The 14,539-nt window shown below is 60.8% G+C and carries 18 protein-coding genes; 9 read left to right on the top strand and 9 right to left on the bottom strand.

Going from position 1 to position 14,539, the window contains the following annotated elements; all coding sequences use genetic code 11:
• Nucleotides 1-2: 2 nt before the first annotated feature.
• The 4 genes from QYH69_RS22165 to QYH69_RS22180 all read right to left on the bottom strand — a co-directional run bounded on the left by QYH69_RS22165 (nucleotide 3) and on the right by QYH69_RS22180 (nucleotide 2,717).
• Nucleotides 3-467: a hypothetical protein gene (locus QYH69_RS22165; protein ID WP_308833925.1), complete on the bottom strand. Its 465-nt coding sequence runs from the start codon at nucleotides 465-467 to the stop codon at nucleotides 3-5.
• 77 nt (nucleotides 468-544) lie between these two features.
• The gene (locus QYH69_RS22170) at nucleotides 545-1,360 is read right to left on the bottom strand and encodes a PRTRC system ThiF family protein (protein ID WP_308833926.1); all 816 of its coding nucleotides are present in this window, start codon (nucleotides 1,358-1,360) and stop codon (nucleotides 545-547) included.
• Nucleotides 1,357-1,995, bottom strand: a complete 639-nt coding sequence (locus QYH69_RS22175) for a PRTRC system protein A (RefSeq protein WP_308833927.1) — start codon at nucleotides 1,993-1,995, stop codon at nucleotides 1,357-1,359. Before QYH69_RS22175 ends, QYH69_RS22170 begins: the two co-directional genes overlap by 4 nt.
• The gene (locus QYH69_RS22180) at nucleotides 1,992-2,717 is read right to left on the bottom strand and encodes a PRTRC system protein B (protein ID WP_308833928.1); all 726 of its coding nucleotides are present in this window, start codon (nucleotides 2,715-2,717) and stop codon (nucleotides 1,992-1,994) included. Before QYH69_RS22180 ends, QYH69_RS22175 begins: the two co-directional genes overlap by 4 nt.
• A gap of 329 nt (nucleotides 2,718-3,046) precedes the next feature.
• Between QYH69_RS22180 and QYH69_RS22185 the strand changes: the two genes are divergently transcribed.
• Nucleotides 3,047-3,265 carry a PRTRC system protein C gene (locus QYH69_RS22185; RefSeq protein ID WP_308833963.1) on the top strand — a complete coding sequence of 73 codons (219 nt, stop codon included), beginning with the start codon at nucleotides 3,047-3,049 and terminating at the stop codon, nucleotides 3,263-3,265.
• On the opposite strand, the gene QYH69_RS22190 is transcribed toward QYH69_RS22185, so the two are convergent.
• The 4 genes from QYH69_RS22190 to QYH69_RS22205 form a co-directional block, all read right to left on the bottom strand.
• Nucleotides 3,220-4,014 carry a PRTRC system protein F gene (locus QYH69_RS22190; RefSeq protein WP_308833929.1) on the bottom strand — a complete coding sequence of 265 codons (795 nt, stop codon included), beginning with the start codon at nucleotides 4,012-4,014 and terminating at the stop codon, nucleotides 3,220-3,222. The genes QYH69_RS22185 and QYH69_RS22190 overlap by 46 nt on opposite strands.
• Nucleotides 4,015-4,055: 41 nt before the next feature.
• Nucleotides 4,056-4,667, bottom strand: coding sequence for a PRTRC system protein E (locus QYH69_RS22195; protein ID WP_308833930.1), 612 nt, complete (start codon nucleotides 4,665-4,667; stop codon nucleotides 4,056-4,058).
• Between the two features lie 84 nt (nucleotides 4,668-4,751).
• Nucleotides 4,752-6,434 carry a PRTRC system ParB family protein gene (locus QYH69_RS22200; protein WP_308833931.1) on the bottom strand — a complete coding sequence of 561 codons (1,683 nt, stop codon included), beginning with the start codon at nucleotides 6,432-6,434 and terminating at the stop codon, nucleotides 4,752-4,754.
• Nucleotides 6,435-6,548: 114 nt separating this feature from the next.
• Entirely contained in the window at nucleotides 6,549-6,848 is a 300-nt protein-coding gene (locus QYH69_RS22205; RefSeq protein WP_308833932.1) for a hypothetical protein, read from the bottom strand.
• A gap of 1,116 nt (nucleotides 6,849-7,964) precedes the next feature.
• On the opposite strand from QYH69_RS22205, the gene QYH69_RS22210 reads away from it, so the two are divergent.
• The 8 genes from QYH69_RS22210 (at nucleotide 7,965) to QYH69_RS22245 (ending at nucleotide 12,913) form a co-directional block, all read left to right on the top strand.
• A complete protein-coding gene (locus tag QYH69_RS22210) occupies nucleotides 7,965-8,162 on the top strand; it encodes a hypothetical protein (protein ID WP_308833933.1) in 198 nt (65 codons plus the stop codon).
• Nucleotides 8,163-8,178: 16 nt separating this feature from the next.
• A complete protein-coding gene (locus QYH69_RS22215; protein ID WP_308833934.1) occupies nucleotides 8,179-8,511 on the top strand; it encodes a hypothetical protein in 333 nt (110 codons plus the stop codon).
• A gap of 119 nt (nucleotides 8,512-8,630) precedes the next feature.
• Nucleotides 8,631-9,857, top strand: coding sequence for a DUF1173 family protein (locus QYH69_RS22220; protein WP_308833935.1), 1,227 nt, complete (start codon nucleotides 8,631-8,633; stop codon nucleotides 9,855-9,857).
• Nucleotides 9,858-9,909: 52 nt separating this feature from the next.
• Complete coding sequence (locus QYH69_RS22225; protein ID WP_308833936.1) at nucleotides 9,910-10,677, top strand: hypothetical protein; 768 nt, start codon at nucleotides 9,910-9,912, stop codon at nucleotides 10,675-10,677.
• A gap of 100 nt (nucleotides 10,678-10,777) precedes the next feature.
• Nucleotides 10,778-11,227 (top strand): hypothetical protein, encoded by a 450-nt coding sequence (locus QYH69_RS22230; RefSeq protein ID WP_308833937.1) that lies wholly within the window; start codon nucleotides 10,778-10,780, stop codon nucleotides 11,225-11,227.
• 43 nt (nucleotides 11,228-11,270) lie between these two features.
• Complete coding sequence (locus QYH69_RS22235; protein ID WP_308833964.1) at nucleotides 11,271-11,639, top strand: DUF5131 family protein; 369 nt, start codon at nucleotides 11,271-11,273, stop codon at nucleotides 11,637-11,639.
• Nucleotides 11,605-12,210: a DUF5131 family protein gene (locus tag QYH69_RS22240; RefSeq protein ID WP_308833938.1), complete on the top strand. Its 606-nt coding sequence runs from the start codon at nucleotides 11,605-11,607 to the stop codon at nucleotides 12,208-12,210. Before QYH69_RS22235 ends, QYH69_RS22240 begins: the two co-directional genes overlap by 35 nt.
• A gap of 31 nt (nucleotides 12,211-12,241) precedes the next feature.
• Nucleotides 12,242-12,913 (top strand): Lar family restriction alleviation protein, encoded by a 672-nt coding sequence (locus tag QYH69_RS22245; protein WP_308833939.1) that lies wholly within the window; start codon nucleotides 12,242-12,244, stop codon nucleotides 12,911-12,913.
• A 229-nt stretch (nucleotides 12,914-13,142) separates the two neighbouring features.
• Here the strand turns inward: QYH69_RS22245 and QYH69_RS22250 are convergent, their stop codons facing one another.
• Nucleotides 13,143-14,279 carry an integrase domain-containing protein gene (locus tag QYH69_RS22250; RefSeq protein ID WP_308833940.1) on the bottom strand — a complete coding sequence of 379 codons (1,137 nt, stop codon included), beginning with the start codon at nucleotides 14,277-14,279 and terminating at the stop codon, nucleotides 13,143-13,145.
• Nucleotides 14,280-14,539: the final 260 nt, after the last annotated feature.

Here is a 14,539-nt window from a genome sequence, read left to right on the forward strand (position 1 = left end):
CATCAGGACTCGCTCGCCTTCAGCAGGTGAAGTGACCAGAATGACAGTACAACCCCCACTGCAAAAATCGCAAGGCAAAGCCGCAGGTCATGCACGACAAGACCGTCAACGAAGGCAAGTGCACTCAGAAACGGTTTGAGCGTGTACTCCTTCACCATGCCGCGGAGGCGTGGCATCCACGTCGGCTCCGCCTGTTCGGTGATAGCACGGACCACCCGCTCGATACCGCAAAACATTGAGCCGACCGCCGCCAGCGCGAACCAGATGCCCACACCTTTCATGCCGCCCAGCCACCACATCGCGAAGCGGTAAGGAAGTTCATCCGCCAGCGTAGCGGCCGCATCCGGATGCAATCCAATCGCGCCGAGCAGGCTGCCGAATGCAAACATGGGTGCAACGGCGTACAGCAACATCACGAGGGCCATTGCTGCGGCCCGTACATCACGGTCAAACAGTTTTTTGTACATCGGAACTCTAGGTGAAAGTCGGGCCAATCGCCCGAAGAAAAAAAAGCCGCTTTCCCGTGTATAGGAAAGCGGCGCTATCATGCAGCTGCACTTTTCGAAGCTGATCGCTTTCGCGTCTTCTTCGGCGGTGGCGCCTCGTATCCGAAACGCAACCATGCAGCAGGGTCAGTCGCGACCGGATTCGTTCTCCCCGTTGCGAGGTTCACGAACACAGCCGACCAGTCGAGCGAACCGGTTCGAAACAGCGTCCACAACAGATTGAACGCCTGCACCGAGATCGCCTGATTGATGACCAGCGACTGCTTTCGCAGCGCGTCAGCCATCGAGCACGAAGGCATATCGTCGCCCTTGTCGTTCTTCGCGTTCAGCAGGTCGGGAAACAGGTCGCCCACATGGGGCAGCCTGTCGTGCCGTGCCTTGCCGAACTCGCCGAGAATGACCTGGCCGCGATCCGTCTCGTTGCCACAGTCGAGGTAGTAGGCGCACGACCCGCGGTTCGCCGCCTGCACGATTGCGTGCCGCGCGCGCCGTGTGTCGACACAGCCGATCACGAGGTCCGCGTGCAGCCGGACACTCGAATTGACTCGCCGAGCTTCAGCAACCCAGCGCGTTCCCATCAAGTTGTTCAGCCGGTTCACGAGCAGCAACGCCTTGTACTGGCCGACGTCGTTCGGATAGAACCCTTGTCGACCGACGTTCGTCTCGCTGACCGTGTCGTCGTCAAACACCGTGCACTCGATTCCGCCCGGATGCCCAAGCTCGATCATTGCGTGGTGCAGACGCGCGAGGCTGGGCAGCAACGCACTGCCCGTGCCGCCCGCGCCGACAACAACAACCTTCCAGGCTCGCGTAAGCATGTGCTGCGGAATCCGGTGTTTGATGGCGGTACTCATGCCGTCACCTCCGAATCCAGCGCCACACGCCACGTTTCAGGAATCCCGCCCTGCTTCTCGAAAATCCCCTTCACGCATAGCCGGAACGCCACAGACGGCGCACGTTCGCAATCACCGAACACGAGCGCGAGCTTCACGTCGTGCCGGTCATCGTCGTTGTCCGTCCGCGAGAAGAAGGCCGAGCCCGAGCCATGCGAATGGCAGTCCACCACTACGCTCTCGCCTTCATCCAGCACAGGCCGTTCGTACCTCAGATGGCCCGGACCGTGCGACAGCGACGGCAGCGGCACCGTGCGGAACTGCCGCGTATGCCGATTCCAGACGATCCAGGCGCCCGCCTCGTTGGGCAGCGCGGCCCGCGCAATCTGGTAAAAGGCGGACACACGCTCAGCCGGTATAGCGCCACAGAGCAGCTCCGTCGATTCGTCAACATCGCCGTACGGAATTGCGGTGGGTGCGTCATACTGCGCGACGCGGCGAACCACGCGAATCCACGGCCTCAGTACTTCGAGCCAGATACCGTTGGCAGCGATCAACAGCCGTTCGCCGTAGGCGGTCATGGGTTCCACCGCCTCACTGCGCGGCACCATGACCGACGGGAACGACTTCTGCAGAGCGGTGTCGAGCGCGTTCATGCCACACCTCCGACACGACCGTTCACCAGCGCCCGCACCGCAAACTTCATCGGCACAAGGCACTCAAGCGGAAACGAGTCACCGAATTTGCCGTCCAGCATGTCGCGCCAAAAGGCATATTCACCGTCCGTGTACGCCACGCGTTTGCCGCCGGCGTTCGGATGGGTGAATGCCGACTCGAAGAACCCCGCTTCCCAGCGAGGGATCGACGCGACATCCACGCGCTTCGGAACGCGTGCCGTCCCAATGCAGATGCCTCCGTTGTCCCAGGTGTTGAAATACGGCGGTTCATACAGCTTCGTGTCCGCAGCCGGCCGATCGTTTCCAGCGACCGCAAAGACGCGGAACCCGGCATTCGCCGCCTGGAACACGAGACCAGGATGCGGCACGATGGCCGAACGCTCGCCAAGGGTTTGGCATTTGAAGAACACGCGACGCATGCCCGGCGGGCACCACCACGTCACCGCGGAGGGGGAGATTCCCAACACTGTGGGCGGCAGAAATTCCGCTTTCGGTGCTGCATGCTCCGCCAGCTTCGTGAGCGCCGAGATGAGTGCGTCGCGTTGCAGCGGCCGTCCTGCGCCGATTGTGGGACGACCTTTCACATGGGCAACGGGGTGCGCCGTTGCGAACACCGTTTCTTCGTCCTTTGCGCCATACAGCAGCAACGCGGACTGCAGCGATACATCCGCACTGGCGCGGCCAGTCGAGATACCAGACATGGAAAACTCCTTAAACAATATGCGTCACGAGCGCCAGCAGGCTGTCGAGACGTTTCAGGATGGAAAACCCGAGCGTCCATTCGGCGTACTGCCGTCGGATCGCGCGCGCGTTCGAGACCAATCCCGTCTACGCGGGTTGCGGGATTGTCATCGATGGCAACGAGTTCATCAGTGACATCCTGGACTGTCATTTCGATAGTGAATCCCAGAGCGGTGAAGCCACGACATACCACGGCTTTATCGCGTTGGGCAACATCTGCGCCTGCCGCTGCATCGACCGAGCCGAAGGGCACGGATCTCCTGTCGCTTCTCGGATAAGGAGATTTCCCATGTCTATCGCCGTCGCCGCAGTGACCCGCGAATTCGCCTACAACGGTATGAACCTGCCCGATCCGGGCGTCACGTTCACACCCGATCAGGTTCGCGATCTCTATACCGCGCAGTATCCGGAACTTACGACGGCCGCCGTAGACGGGCCTGAAATCAAGGGGACGGTCATGCGCTACACGTTCGTCCGCGCTGCGGGAGCCAAAGGTTCCCATGCGTAAGGGTACGAGGCGTTAAACAGCCTTTTACGGCGCGTGCCGTGCATCAGCCCGTTCAGCCTGAGCAGTTCGGTGCAGACGCGCCGGACCGTTCCCCGACTTCTGGAACGCAGGGCGAGCAGCTCTTCGTCGTCGAGCGCAGGACGTAGCCGCCAACGACCGCCTGAATACACGGAAGGCTCCGCGTCGTCGGGACACAGCATCGGTCGTACCGTCGAAGGCAGATACGCCTTTCGGGCCTCTGCGTCTTCGCCAAAGCGCTCCTTGAGCATCTCTTCCGCATCGGCGTCAGTGATGCTTTCGTCGCCTTCCCAGTACCAGCACGCAAACTCGTACATGAACCAGTCCGGCGTGCGCATCCAGACGGTGCGCCAGGCGGCACGATTGATGACAGACATGACCGTACGCAGGAGCAACGGGTGCGCCGCGCGTAGCTTGCTAACCATCGGCCCGAAAGAACAGACGCACTCCTCCGGTGACTCCAGCGCGAAGAACAGAGGCGAAGGATCTTCGTCGTCGCTTGCGGTGCCGGTGTACTGGAGAACGTCCCGGACCGCACAACTGTCGAAGAGACGGGGCTGTATCGTGATGCGCGCCAGCGCGCCTGTGTGGCGCTTCGCCCAGGCGAAGAAGGCCTGCTGGAACGCGTCACCGGCATCGATCGGATCGTTCACGTCCGCTGCGCGCAGCGGGCCGTGCAGGAAGTGCTTTCTGACGATCCCCGTCAGTGACACGTCCTCGCGCCACTTCACGCGTGCGACTTCCGGAACATCGTCGCCGACGCTCGGAAGCGTCAGAAAATCAGCGGCAGGTCCACGTCGGGCAAAGGGAGCGCGTGGCGGTTGCCACGTCCCACCGGCGCGGAGAGCGAACTCCGAATCAGTTGCTGAAGGATCGAAGAGCATGAGCGGGCTTCCTCGTCATATAAAAAAACCGCCCTTTCGGGCGGTTCCTGGTTGAATGCGCCGCCCTTACTGGACAGGGCTTTGAGCAAGGCGTCCGATTCAGCCGGTGTCGAATCCGACGCTTGCGCATCATCATCGTCAGCGTCTTCATCGTCACCCGCAGTGCTGTTCGATGCCGGCGCCGAAAGCGCCTTTTTCGAACTGCCCTGCAGCGTCTTTTGTGCCTTGCCGACCTGTGCCTTTTTCGCTTCGTCAAGAATTGCCGTCGTGACGGCGACCTGCTCCTCGAGCGACTTGTGCGAACCTGTGTAGGTCAGCAGCGCGTTGGCAAAGCCCTCATCGAGCTCTGCTGCCGTTGCCGTAAGCATGAGCGGCTGACGTAACGCCGGGTTCGATGCGCCTTGCGGCACCACGAACACGGACAGTTGGTCACCCGAGGCCTGCAAGGTCATGGCGACCTTGCCCGCCGCGCGAACGAGCGCTTCCAGTTGCTGAAACATGAATAACTCCAGAAAAAAGGAACGCCGCGCGGTGGCGGCGTATACATATAGAGAGGAACGGGACGCAGAACGCGCCCCGCGATTTCAGAACTTCAGCACCTTCGGCAGCTTGCCCGTGTAGTCGAACCCTTCGACCTTGAGCAACGCCTCGATGACTTCCGGCTTCGATTTCGCGAACACCTTCTTGAAGTTGTCGCCAAGTGCGGCCCGAATGCCAAGCTCCTCGGCGAGCACGAGCATTTCCGACTTCGTGATCAGCTCCAGAAACTCCTTGTCGAGCTTCCAGTGCTTTTTCAGATCCAGCTTGTGCGCCTTGCACAACTTCGTCAGGTAGGTCACCTCCAGACCTTCGATCGCGGCAAACAGCATCGCGATCATCAGGTCCGCCTGTTTGCTTTCGCCCACCGCTTGCACGGCGTCGACAGCTTTGGGCAGGTCGGCCAACGGCGCTTCGCTGTCGGCAATCTTCTCGAAGAACTTGCGGAATGCGCCGTCATCGATCTGACGGGCATGACCACTCAGCACGACTGCAATCAGATACTGGCGAGCCAGTTCGTGATTCATGCCGATGTCCACACGCAGCGCCTTGCGCCACAGCTTCACGCGATACGCCTTTACCCGCTCGGACTCGGCGATTACCGTGACCGACGGGTTCGTGGACGCGGGGGCACTGGCCGACTTGCTGCCGGTCCCGCTCGCGCTCTTCGCCGCGGGCGCTGACTTCCCACCATCGGCCTGTTGGGGCTGCTTCGCAGCCTTTTCAGCTTTGATGCGGGCCGCCACCTTCTGCATGTTGCAGACGGTGTCGAAGCATTGGCCGCGATAGACCTTGCCGATCGAATCCGGCAGGCCGCTCACTGCCGCGCCGTAATTAGCGCAACCATGACAGGCTTGCGCCTGTTCGAGGCCGACGCCATTCGTCCCTTCGACCGCCAGCTGCACCCGCGTGTTGTTGTCACCAGCCCGCACGATGCGCACGGCCTGGAACTCATCGCGCAGCCCAGCGGCTGTCGCCTCAAGCTGCTTCTCTGTTTTTTCGTTGAAGCAGGTCCGGTTGGTGCAGTTGCCGGTGCCAATCGCTTCGCCAAACATCTGCGCCTGCGTCGACGAGTTGTGCGGGCAACCCGCGCAATCCGCCTTGTCGAAAATGGCGGAGGCCAGTGCGCACGACGCCGATTCAACCAGCTTCTTCACGTCGGCGACGGACCGCTTCTCCGCAACAACGACGGGCAGGACCCTGTCCTGATTCTCTTTCGAGAGCGCCGCCAGCAGTTCGGCGTGAGCGATATTGATCTTTCGCTCGCTCAGCGCATCCAGTACCGCCTTCGAGCAGTTCAGCAGCGCGAGGCGGCTGTCCAGTGTCGAGCGCGACCACCCAAGTATCTTGGCGGTCACGTCACGATCGCCGCCGTGCAGACCGAGCAACTCGGCAGCGTCTACGGCTTCCTCCGAAGGCGAAAGGTTGTCGCGCTGGATGTTTTCGGTGAGCGCTATACGGCGCGCTTCGACTTCGTCGACGTCCTTTACAACGATGGGCATCGGGAAGTTTTCACCGTGAGCGTCCATAGCACCGCGATAGCGGCGACCACCGGCGATCACCTCGTAGTCAAACTCGTCCTCCGTTACGGGGCGGACGATGATGGGCGTATCGACGCCGTGGGCACGAATCGACTCAGTTAGCTCCGCCATCGCCTTCGGGTCGAAGTACGTACGCGGGTTACGGCCGAGCTTGATGCGCTTGAGGGGAGCAGTAAGTTGTTGTTGCATTGCAGGTTCTCCGGAGACGGGAACCTTCCCCCGGTCGGGAGTGGTTCCCGAAGGGGTCAAAGATGGATGCCGGGATCACCGGCGCAACGATGCGTCAACGACGCTAGAAACTACTTAAAGGTGTGGGCACTGAAACGTTTCGTGACCCTTGAAGCAGAATGAGCACATGCCCGACATTTCCTCTTCCGATTCGTAAGCCAACACACCGCTGCGCCACGCCTGTAAAAGGCTGGGTTCATCGGCAAAGTAGATCGGAACCGGGAGATCGCTGGTCGCACTAAGAGTGGCATCGCGAAGACCCAGGGCCTGCGCGTCTGCGATGACCAGACTTACACGGTCGGTGGCGGGATCGGTAATGCTGGCAAGTTTCGCGAGCGCTAACGCGGCGCGTACTTCGAGATAGGCATTCGACATACAGGTTCTCCGGATGGGAACCTGCCCTGTCGGGATGATTCCCGAAGGGGTCAAAGATGGATGCCGGGCTAACCGGCGGTTCGATGCGTCAGAGACGCGGTAGACGGAACAAAGATAACGCCTAACCGGCGGCTAAGTCGGATCGTAGCCATGTCGTTCTGTGAGCCAAGGAGTTGGTAGAATGTTTTGTCTTCCTAAGACCGCTTGGCCTCCGACTTGAAAGTCATCAGGTGCGACGTGGACCGGCAGCAACCCTTCCGCGACAAGCCACCGGGTCAACTGATCGGCAAATTCACCGTCTGACCAAGGGCGATCCATGCCGTCATGCTCTGCCCGGGCAGAGACGGCTGCGTCAATTGCGAGCACGGCTTACTCAGTAAAGCCAAACGTCTCTATGCAGTTCATTCTGCCAATCCTCGATCCCGTTCCCATAAATTCTTGCCCCGTCTTTGATGATTTCTCTTTTCGATTCAACACCCCACCAGTGTAACTCTCGTAGAGCTTTACGAGACAACAGCGCATAGAGGCGGCCGCATCAGGTGACGCCGTGCCGGCTGCTTCCGACAATCCCCAAAATTAAAAAAGCCCGGCGCAATGCCGGGCTGTTGCATAAATAACGCATAGATCGGTCCGGCTACATCAGCCACCCGATGCGCCCCGCTCATGCACGAGTGCGCTGTACCAAGGCGCGGCGCAATGCGGTGCGGCTCACTTCAACTACGTGCATCAGTGGTGGACTATACGGACGATGTCATACCGCCGTGCCGCGCAATGGGCACCAATAAGGCAGCTTTCCGGCGCGCGTCTTGAGCCGGCCGCCCTAGGATGGTTATCCACAGAATCTCTGGGTAACCCTGTGGATTGTTCGCCGCGAGCGCCCGCCGGAAGGCGGTAACCGGCCTTGCACGTGAAAGCGGCACGAGAGAGTGGCCCGAGAGAGCAACCCGATCCGGCTCAGGTGCCTAACCCGGAAAGCTTCGGAAATTTATATAGCTTTCGCTGTTATACCGCGCAGATCAAAAGCTTACGCAAACGTCCAGCTTTCGCATGTCTCCCAAAGCGCCGAGCGATCGACAATGAGATGCGCGCCTGTTCGCGCGCTTAAGGAGCCATCTCATGCCCAAGGCCGCCGATCATTCGAATGCCACATCGCCGCTTCATCGACGCCGCGTCATCTATCAGACCGACGTGACCAGCTTTGGCGAGGGCATCGTGACGGCGCACGACGAGCAGACAGGAACCGTCATTGTGATGGACGTCGACGACGGCTCGTTCTGGCGAGGCGCGGACAGCGACGTCGAAGTCATTGTTTAAAACGGATCACCAGCCCATGTTTAATCCTGTTGAAAGCGGCGCCATTCTCGCCACAATCGCCTGCGCTGCCCTCTTCGTCTGGAATGTGGCGACCCTTGTTGTCCAGCACTTGCACTGGCCGAAGTGGACCGCCCTCGCGATGACGTTCAGTGTAATCGGCGCCGTCATCGCGGCAAGCCTGATCATCTCTCTTCGTGACGAACTCCGCGCGCGCCGGAAGCGCCGGGAGCAAGCAGCAATGGAACAGCGATATCCGCAGTGCCATGTCACCCGACTTTCGAGCGGAAAGTGGTTCCTTACTGATAAGGCAACCGGACGCGAGCTTCGTCTTAACCGCGACCTCCCTTGATCTTCCCCCCGCCGTCATGTCGCCTGATTTCGCCCGAACGAACGTCGGCGAGCCTGAAACGGCATATCACTTCAAGCCTGTGGCCGCCAGCGCGCGGCCATTTTCTATGGAGATGCGACATGTACAACGTATCCTTTGACGGTGAGACCGTGCCGCTCGGCGACGTGCAGGACAACCCTGCGCGTTATGTAAAACGTCTTGAACGCGCGAAGGTCACGCCCGGCTATGCCGTCTGTCTGTGTACAACTGGTACAGCGCCGCTGCAGCTTGTGATCCGCCGATACGGCTCTTTGCTTCACCTCGCCGGTTGGCCAGAAGACGGCCATCGTCATAAGCCAGACTGCGACTTCTTCAAGGACCCGAACGTCGTGAAGGCAACCGACGTTGGCGACTCCACTGCTGCGATTCTCGCGACGCCCACAGGTCTGAACGTGAAGCTCGACGCCGCGTTAACACTTCGCGAGACCGCTGGCGGTTCACGCGGTGCTTCCCCGTCGACTTCAACCAGGCAGAGCCGCCGTTCTGCGACCCTCCTGGCGTTCCTCCAGACATTGTGGACTGAAGCAGGCCTCAATCGATGGATCGGTGCAGCCACCTCGCGGCACTGGGGACACTGCAACAGCCAGCTGCTCGCGGAGATCGGCACAGCGCTGATAAATGGCGCAGAAGCGCAGAGCGTCCTGCATATCATGCGTCGTTTTGATGAGGCGCATCGTTCCGAGATCAACGCCGAGTTCGATGCGTTCATTTCACGCCTGACAACGGAGAAGGGGATGACGCGCCGAGGACTCGTTCTGGGCGAGGTCAGCGAGGTGGCGCCTACGCAATACGGACACGCCATTGCCTTGCGCCAGAGCGCTCGCAAGTATTACGCGAGCACCGGCCTCATCGAGCACGCACAACGCACGCATGCCCATGCGTGGCGTGCGTTCGGTGATCGGAGCGCTCGCGTCGTTGCGCTCCTTCTCGTTGAGCGAACGTCAAAGGGCCATCTCAAGGTCGTCGACCTCGCAACGATGCTTTGCTCACAGGCATTCGTGCCCTGCGACTCGATACACGAGGTCGCTATGGCGAACCTGCTTGTTGCCACGCGCCGCAATTTCGTCAAGCCCGTGCGCATGTCGCCGGCAGACGACATGCTTCCCGATTTCATCCTGCGCGATACCGCTCCGGAGACTCACATTGAGGTTTACGGGATGAACGGCGTCGCTTCGTATGAGGCACGAAAGAGTGAAAAGCAGGCACTGCGCGCCGCGCGCCGCATTCCCGCCGTCGAATGGAATATCGAACGGGAAGCCCTGGAAAACGTCGTGCTCCCGCCCTCGCGCATCGCATCGCCGGCCTGACGGCGCGCCCGCCTCGATTACACACCCGGCAACATTCTAAACAGGAGACGCCATGTCGCCACAACTCGCCGAGATCTTGCAGGATGCCTTGAACTTCACCCGTTACGCGGCCTCGCCATTTGTCCTGAACGGGAGACCAGACTCCATCCGCCTGTGGCTTGGCGTGCTGCGGGAGCAGCTGGCCTGTCTCATCGCGAAAGTGGACCGCGCGACGGACGCTGTTGCGCTTTCTCCCGAAGGCGACGCATGGACCGACGAAGAACGGGTGTTGAGCCACGAATGGGTCAGGCGTCACTACCCGAACGAGACGGCCTCGACACAGGCCGCGCTACGCATGGCCTGGCGCGATGGTCAGCGTCTCAGATCTGCGCACCCGGATTCGCCGCGCGCGTCCGCAGGCACGCAGTTTGAGCGGCTCACTCTGGAGGCATTGCGCAAGCTGGTCGCGTCGGACGACAAAAACTCCGAATGGAGCAGGTCCGCGCACGAGTTTCTGCAGGCGCTGCCGGCCGGTCACTGGTTCAGGTACCTCGAGATTAACCGCACTGTGATCCGCGATGTGTTCCTGAAGCACGGCGTGTTCCCCGTGCAATCGCCCCGCGACATCCCCAACTCGGCGTGCGAGGCTGTCGAGGAATTGCTGAACCATGCCGAAGAAGCGGACGAGTATAAGCACCTCTATCGAGATGCCGCCCGGGACCTTGCCTCCATACGGCAGGCGCTGAACATCCCGAACGATGAGATCGGGATCGTCGGCGGAGTCGGACTCATCCTTGAAACGATCGCAAACCTCAAGCGTCCACAACAGACTGTAGCCTGACCGGGTCGCGCGCCGTCGCGCGCGCTGCCTTGACTTTTCGTGCCGCACGCCATGATGCCTCTAAGCCCTCTTCGAGCGGCAACCAACCAACGAGGCATCCATGCAAGGCAAATCGTTATTCCTGGAGCGCGCTATTTCACGCGCGCTCGACTGGGCGGGTCGCTATCCGGCGCTTGGCTGCGCAGCCCACGATCCACAGTCCATCTCCAACGGCCGGCAAGTAGTGGCCGCCGCCCTCACACCCGACGGAATCCGCTGCGTCTTTTTCAGCGCTGTCGGCTCCGTGCTCGACTTCACTGCGACATGGGCCGAGCTCGAGCGCGCAAAAACGTGGTGGTACTTCGTCCAGCGCTGGTATTTCTGGGTTGTACCCGACACACAGACACTCGATCGCCTGAACGTCACTGGCTTGCCGCTCCACCACGCGATCGTGCCCATGCAAAGCAGTTCGCTTGACGCAGTCACCTATAGGGTATGGCTTGGCAGCATTGAAGCGGGGGCACGACTGCGCGGATCGCTGGCAGCCGTCCACCTCGAACTCGAAGCGTAGGACGATCGCCATGGGTGCGCTTACCGCAATCGAATGGACGGACATGACGTGGTCGCCTTGGGAAGGGTGCCAGAAAGTTGGCCCGGGCTGTGACCACTGCTACGCGGAGTCGATGAACCACTGGCTGCGCCGCGGCGAGAACTGGGGGCCCGGCTCAAAGCGACGCACGTACAGCGACGCGCATTGGGAGAAGCCCGTGCGCTGGAATGAATCGGCCGCCCGCGGCGGTCAGTATCGGAAGGTGTTTCCCAGCGTTTGCGATCCGTTTGACAATGCCGCGCCGGCGGGTGCGCGCGAGCGATTCGGCCAGCTCATCCTCGCCACGCCGCACCTCATCTGGGATGCTGCTGACCAAGCGCATCGGGAACGCGTCCACGATGCTCGGCGCGATGTTCCCCAACGGCACCCCTGACAACGTGTGGCTCGGCGCGACGATCGTCAATCAGACTGAAGCCGACCGGGATATTGAGAAGCTGATCGACGCGCCCGTTGGCACCCGCTTCCTCTCGATGGAACCTTTGCTCGGTCCCGTCAGCCTGTACGACTGGATTGGCCCTTGGGGTAAGCCGAACGAACTGCAGGCTCCGCCCATGATCGACGGCATCTTCGTCGGCGGCGAGAGCGGCCGGGGCGCGCGCCCAATGCATCCGTCGTGGGCGCGATCGTTGCGCGACCAGTGCGCCGCCGCCGGCGTTGCCTATCACTTCAAGCAATGGGGAGAATGGGCGCCGGGTAATCTATCTGCTGGTAGCGATTTGATCGGGCGCGACCGATCGAAGATCAGGAGCGGCTTTTTCGACTACAACGACCACTGGAATCCCCAAGGCCCGAACCCGTTCCGTCAGACAATGGACCGGATCGGTAAACAAGCCGCTGGGCGGATGCTGGATGGCCGCATCCATGATGATTTTCCCCAGACTTTCCGTCGTTCTAATGTCCGGAATGTAATTCATGCTTTTCGCGTGTCCGGTGTCCAACGATAATTGTGAAAATATCAACGCGGAATACCGGCACATGTACGAACAACTCTATCCGTGCGACCACTGTGGTGGCCGCGCCACCGTCGGTCTATCGCAACGCGTGGTTGCGGAGATCGGCGAACCCGGCTTTGACTATGGCCAGTTCGGGCGGCATGCGGGGCCGCCCAGGATCGGCGACACGCTCAGACGCCCTCCGTACGCTGCGCAAACAGAACGCCTCGCCTGCATCTATTGCGCAGACTGCGGCATGTCGACGCCATGGTTTGCCTATGCTGAAAACGAGGCCGACGCTTTGAAAGAAGCGGCTCCCGTCTGGAACAGGCGCATCAGCCGGCCGGCGATTACTGAAGGCGACCTGCGCGACCTCATCGAAAAAGAGCTTGGCGCATGCGACACACAGATGGTCATAGACATGCTCTCCCGCAATAATGACGACTGGGAGACTCGCGGACCCATGTTCAAAATGCTGGCACAGCGTCTGGTCGACGCCTCGGTTTCGACCATCGACAGTTGGCCAATCGAACCGGTACTGCGCGACGCCGCTCGCTACCGGAAGCTCGTTCAACTCGTGAAGTGGCTCGACGTTGACGGCCACCGATACATCCAGTTTCCGACGATTCCAACACCGCAGGAACACTCCGACCTGATGTTCGAGGACCGGATCGCCGTGGCGATAGACGGAATGCCCGATCGCGACAGGTGGTGATCGCGTGTAGGGGTCTCTCCCGCCGACGAGTGCGTTGTCCGTCGGTCTGCGGTTACCCACGAAAAAAAAGCCGGCTGCTACGAGCCGGCTTCAAAAAAGTTCCGGCACATTCCGAGGGCCGATGCCAGAACCTGAGAGACGATTCATTGTGCGGCAACGTCGGCCCCCGGCTGGGACATATGGCACACAATATTGCTGCTCATTCCACTGGACGAACGAATCATAGCCCTTACTTTTCGCCGTCGCCAAGAATCCGGTAGAGCGCCTGCCGCGAAATGCCCAGTGCCTTCGCGGCGCGACTCTTGTTCCCAGCCTCCGCCCCCAAGGCGCCCCGCGCTTCGTCTACCGTCGGCAGCTTCCGCTGCATCCGGTCCTGCATCGCGAAGGTCGACAGGTATGCGCCCGACTTGGTCAGACGCGAGTGACCGGCCGCTTCGACGACGCGGCGCATTGCCTCTTCGTGAAGTTGCCGGTCGGGGCGCTCACCAGCTCGCTTGATCGGAGCCTCCACACCAGTCGTCTCTTTATAGAGCGTCTGCAGATACTCATGTCGAAGACCGTGACTCGTGATGCCCATGCCTCTTTTGGTGACGCCGTGCTTTTCAAGCACGTAGTAATACCAATCACGCCACTGGCTTAACGTCCGGTCGGCCGGGACCGTCGACCCGGTCAACCCGTTAGTGAGCCTCGCCGCCTCTACGAGTATTCCAATCTTCGTCTCGATAGGGACCTCACGGGGCCTGCCTCCCTTCGTGCCACGCGTCACCTCCAGCATTCTTGGGTTACGCGCGGCTTCCGCCGGTCGAAGCATAAAACTCTCTTCGATGCGCAAGCCAAAGGCCGCCTGCAACTTGAGTTGCACAGCCGTATACGGACACGTTTGAGCGATCTCATCGATCTTCGCAACCGCGTCGACACCGTGGGCCGCCCATGATTTATCTTCTGTTGCCACGTAACTTCGCTTAAGGCCTAGCGCCTCCCGGTCAGCGTAGTCGTCAAGGGAGCCGACCAGGTTTGTCTTGCCCATCCATTGCGCGAGCGCGCGAAGGTACGTCAGCTTGTTCTCGATCGTGCCGCCGCTCTGTCCGGCCTTGATCCAAGCACCGACCAAAAACTTCACATGCTTCTCTTTCAGCGACCATGGCGTCTGGAGCGCGAAGCCGCCTTCTCGCAACTCCTTGAACGCCTTGCAAAGCTTGGCCGCGCGGTACTCCTGCGTCTTGATCGACAACGCCCTGTTGCTGATCCGTGTGGTGCTGTGAACGCGTGAGACGTTCTCGTCGAAAAGTCTAAGCAGCGCATCCCGGAATTCAGGTCCAAACCCGTATCCATTAACGATTGCGCGCACGTTCAGTATTGCGGCCATCCGATACCTCCGCCGCGGCGCTGCGCCGCGATGCCTTGTTGTTGCGTATTCGCCCGGTCGATCGCAGCATCCCTACCTGATGCCGTCACCCGACCACCCGGGCTTGCCTGTTCGCCGCTACTGTGCGGCTGCGCCGTATCCCCGTCGCGAGGGTCCTGCCTTCCGAGCCTTTAGCGATTCCATCCGATCGGCCAGTTGCATGGGAAGAACATGCAATCCGACCGTCCAACCTGCCGCCTGCCAGCCTGAATCGCGCTTCG

This window comes from Paraburkholderia sp. SARCC-3016, from assembly GCF_031119615.1.
Taxonomy (GTDB): Bacteria; Pseudomonadota; Gammaproteobacteria; order Burkholderiales; family Burkholderiaceae; genus Paraburkholderia.

Bases quoted from the DNA above. Each gene is read 5' to 3' on its own strand.
- QYH69_RS22165 (WP_308833925.1), bottom strand. From the start codon at position 467: ATGTACAAAAAACTGTTTGACCGTGATGTACGGGCCGCAGCAATGGCC.
- QYH69_RS22170 (WP_308833926.1), bottom strand. From the start codon at position 1,360: ATGAGTACCGCCATCAAACACCGGATTCCGCAGCACATGCTTACGCGA.
- QYH69_RS22175 (WP_308833927.1), bottom strand. From the start codon at position 1,995: ATGAACGCGCTCGACACCGCTCTGCAGAAGTCGTTCCCGTCGGTCATG.
- QYH69_RS22180 (WP_308833928.1), bottom strand. From the start codon at position 2,717: ATGTCTGGTATCTCGACTGGCCGCGCCAGTGCGGATGTATCGCTGCAG.
- QYH69_RS22185 (WP_308833963.1), top strand. From the start codon at position 3,047: ATGTCTATCGCCGTCGCCGCAGTGACCCGCGAATTCGCCTACAACGGT.
- QYH69_RS22195 (WP_308833930.1), bottom strand. From the start codon at position 4,667: ATGTTTCAGCAACTGGAAGCGCTCGTTCGCGCGGCGGGCAAGGTCGCC.
- QYH69_RS22200 (WP_308833931.1), bottom strand. From the start codon at position 6,434: ATGCAACAACAACTTACTGCTCCCCTCAAGCGCATCAAGCTCGGCCGT.
- QYH69_RS22205 (WP_308833932.1), bottom strand. From the start codon at position 6,848: ATGTCGAATGCCTATCTCGAAGTACGCGCCGCGTTAGCGCTCGCGAAA.
- QYH69_RS22210 (WP_308833933.1), top strand. From the start codon at position 7,965: ATGCCCAAGGCCGCCGATCATTCGAATGCCACATCGCCGCTTCATCGA.
- QYH69_RS22215 (WP_308833934.1), top strand. From the start codon at position 8,179: ATGTTTAATCCTGTTGAAAGCGGCGCCATTCTCGCCACAATCGCCTGC.
- QYH69_RS22220 (WP_308833935.1), top strand. From the start codon at position 8,631: ATGTACAACGTATCCTTTGACGGTGAGACCGTGCCGCTCGGCGACGTG.
- QYH69_RS22225 (WP_308833936.1), top strand. From the start codon at position 9,910: ATGTCGCCACAACTCGCCGAGATCTTGCAGGATGCCTTGAACTTCACC.
- QYH69_RS22230 (WP_308833937.1), top strand. From the start codon at position 10,778: ATGCAAGGCAAATCGTTATTCCTGGAGCGCGCTATTTCACGCGCGCTC.
- QYH69_RS22235 (WP_308833964.1), top strand. From the start codon at position 11,271: ATGACGTGGTCGCCTTGGGAAGGGTGCCAGAAAGTTGGCCCGGGCTGT.
- QYH69_RS22240 (WP_308833938.1), top strand. From the start codon at position 11,605: ATGCTCGGCGCGATGTTCCCCAACGGCACCCCTGACAACGTGTGGCTC.
- QYH69_RS22245 (WP_308833939.1), top strand. From the start codon at position 12,242: ATGTACGAACAACTCTATCCGTGCGACCACTGTGGTGGCCGCGCCACC.
- QYH69_RS22250 (WP_308833940.1), bottom strand. From the start codon at position 14,279: ATGGCCGCAATACTGAACGTGCGCGCAATCGTTAATGGATACGGGTTT.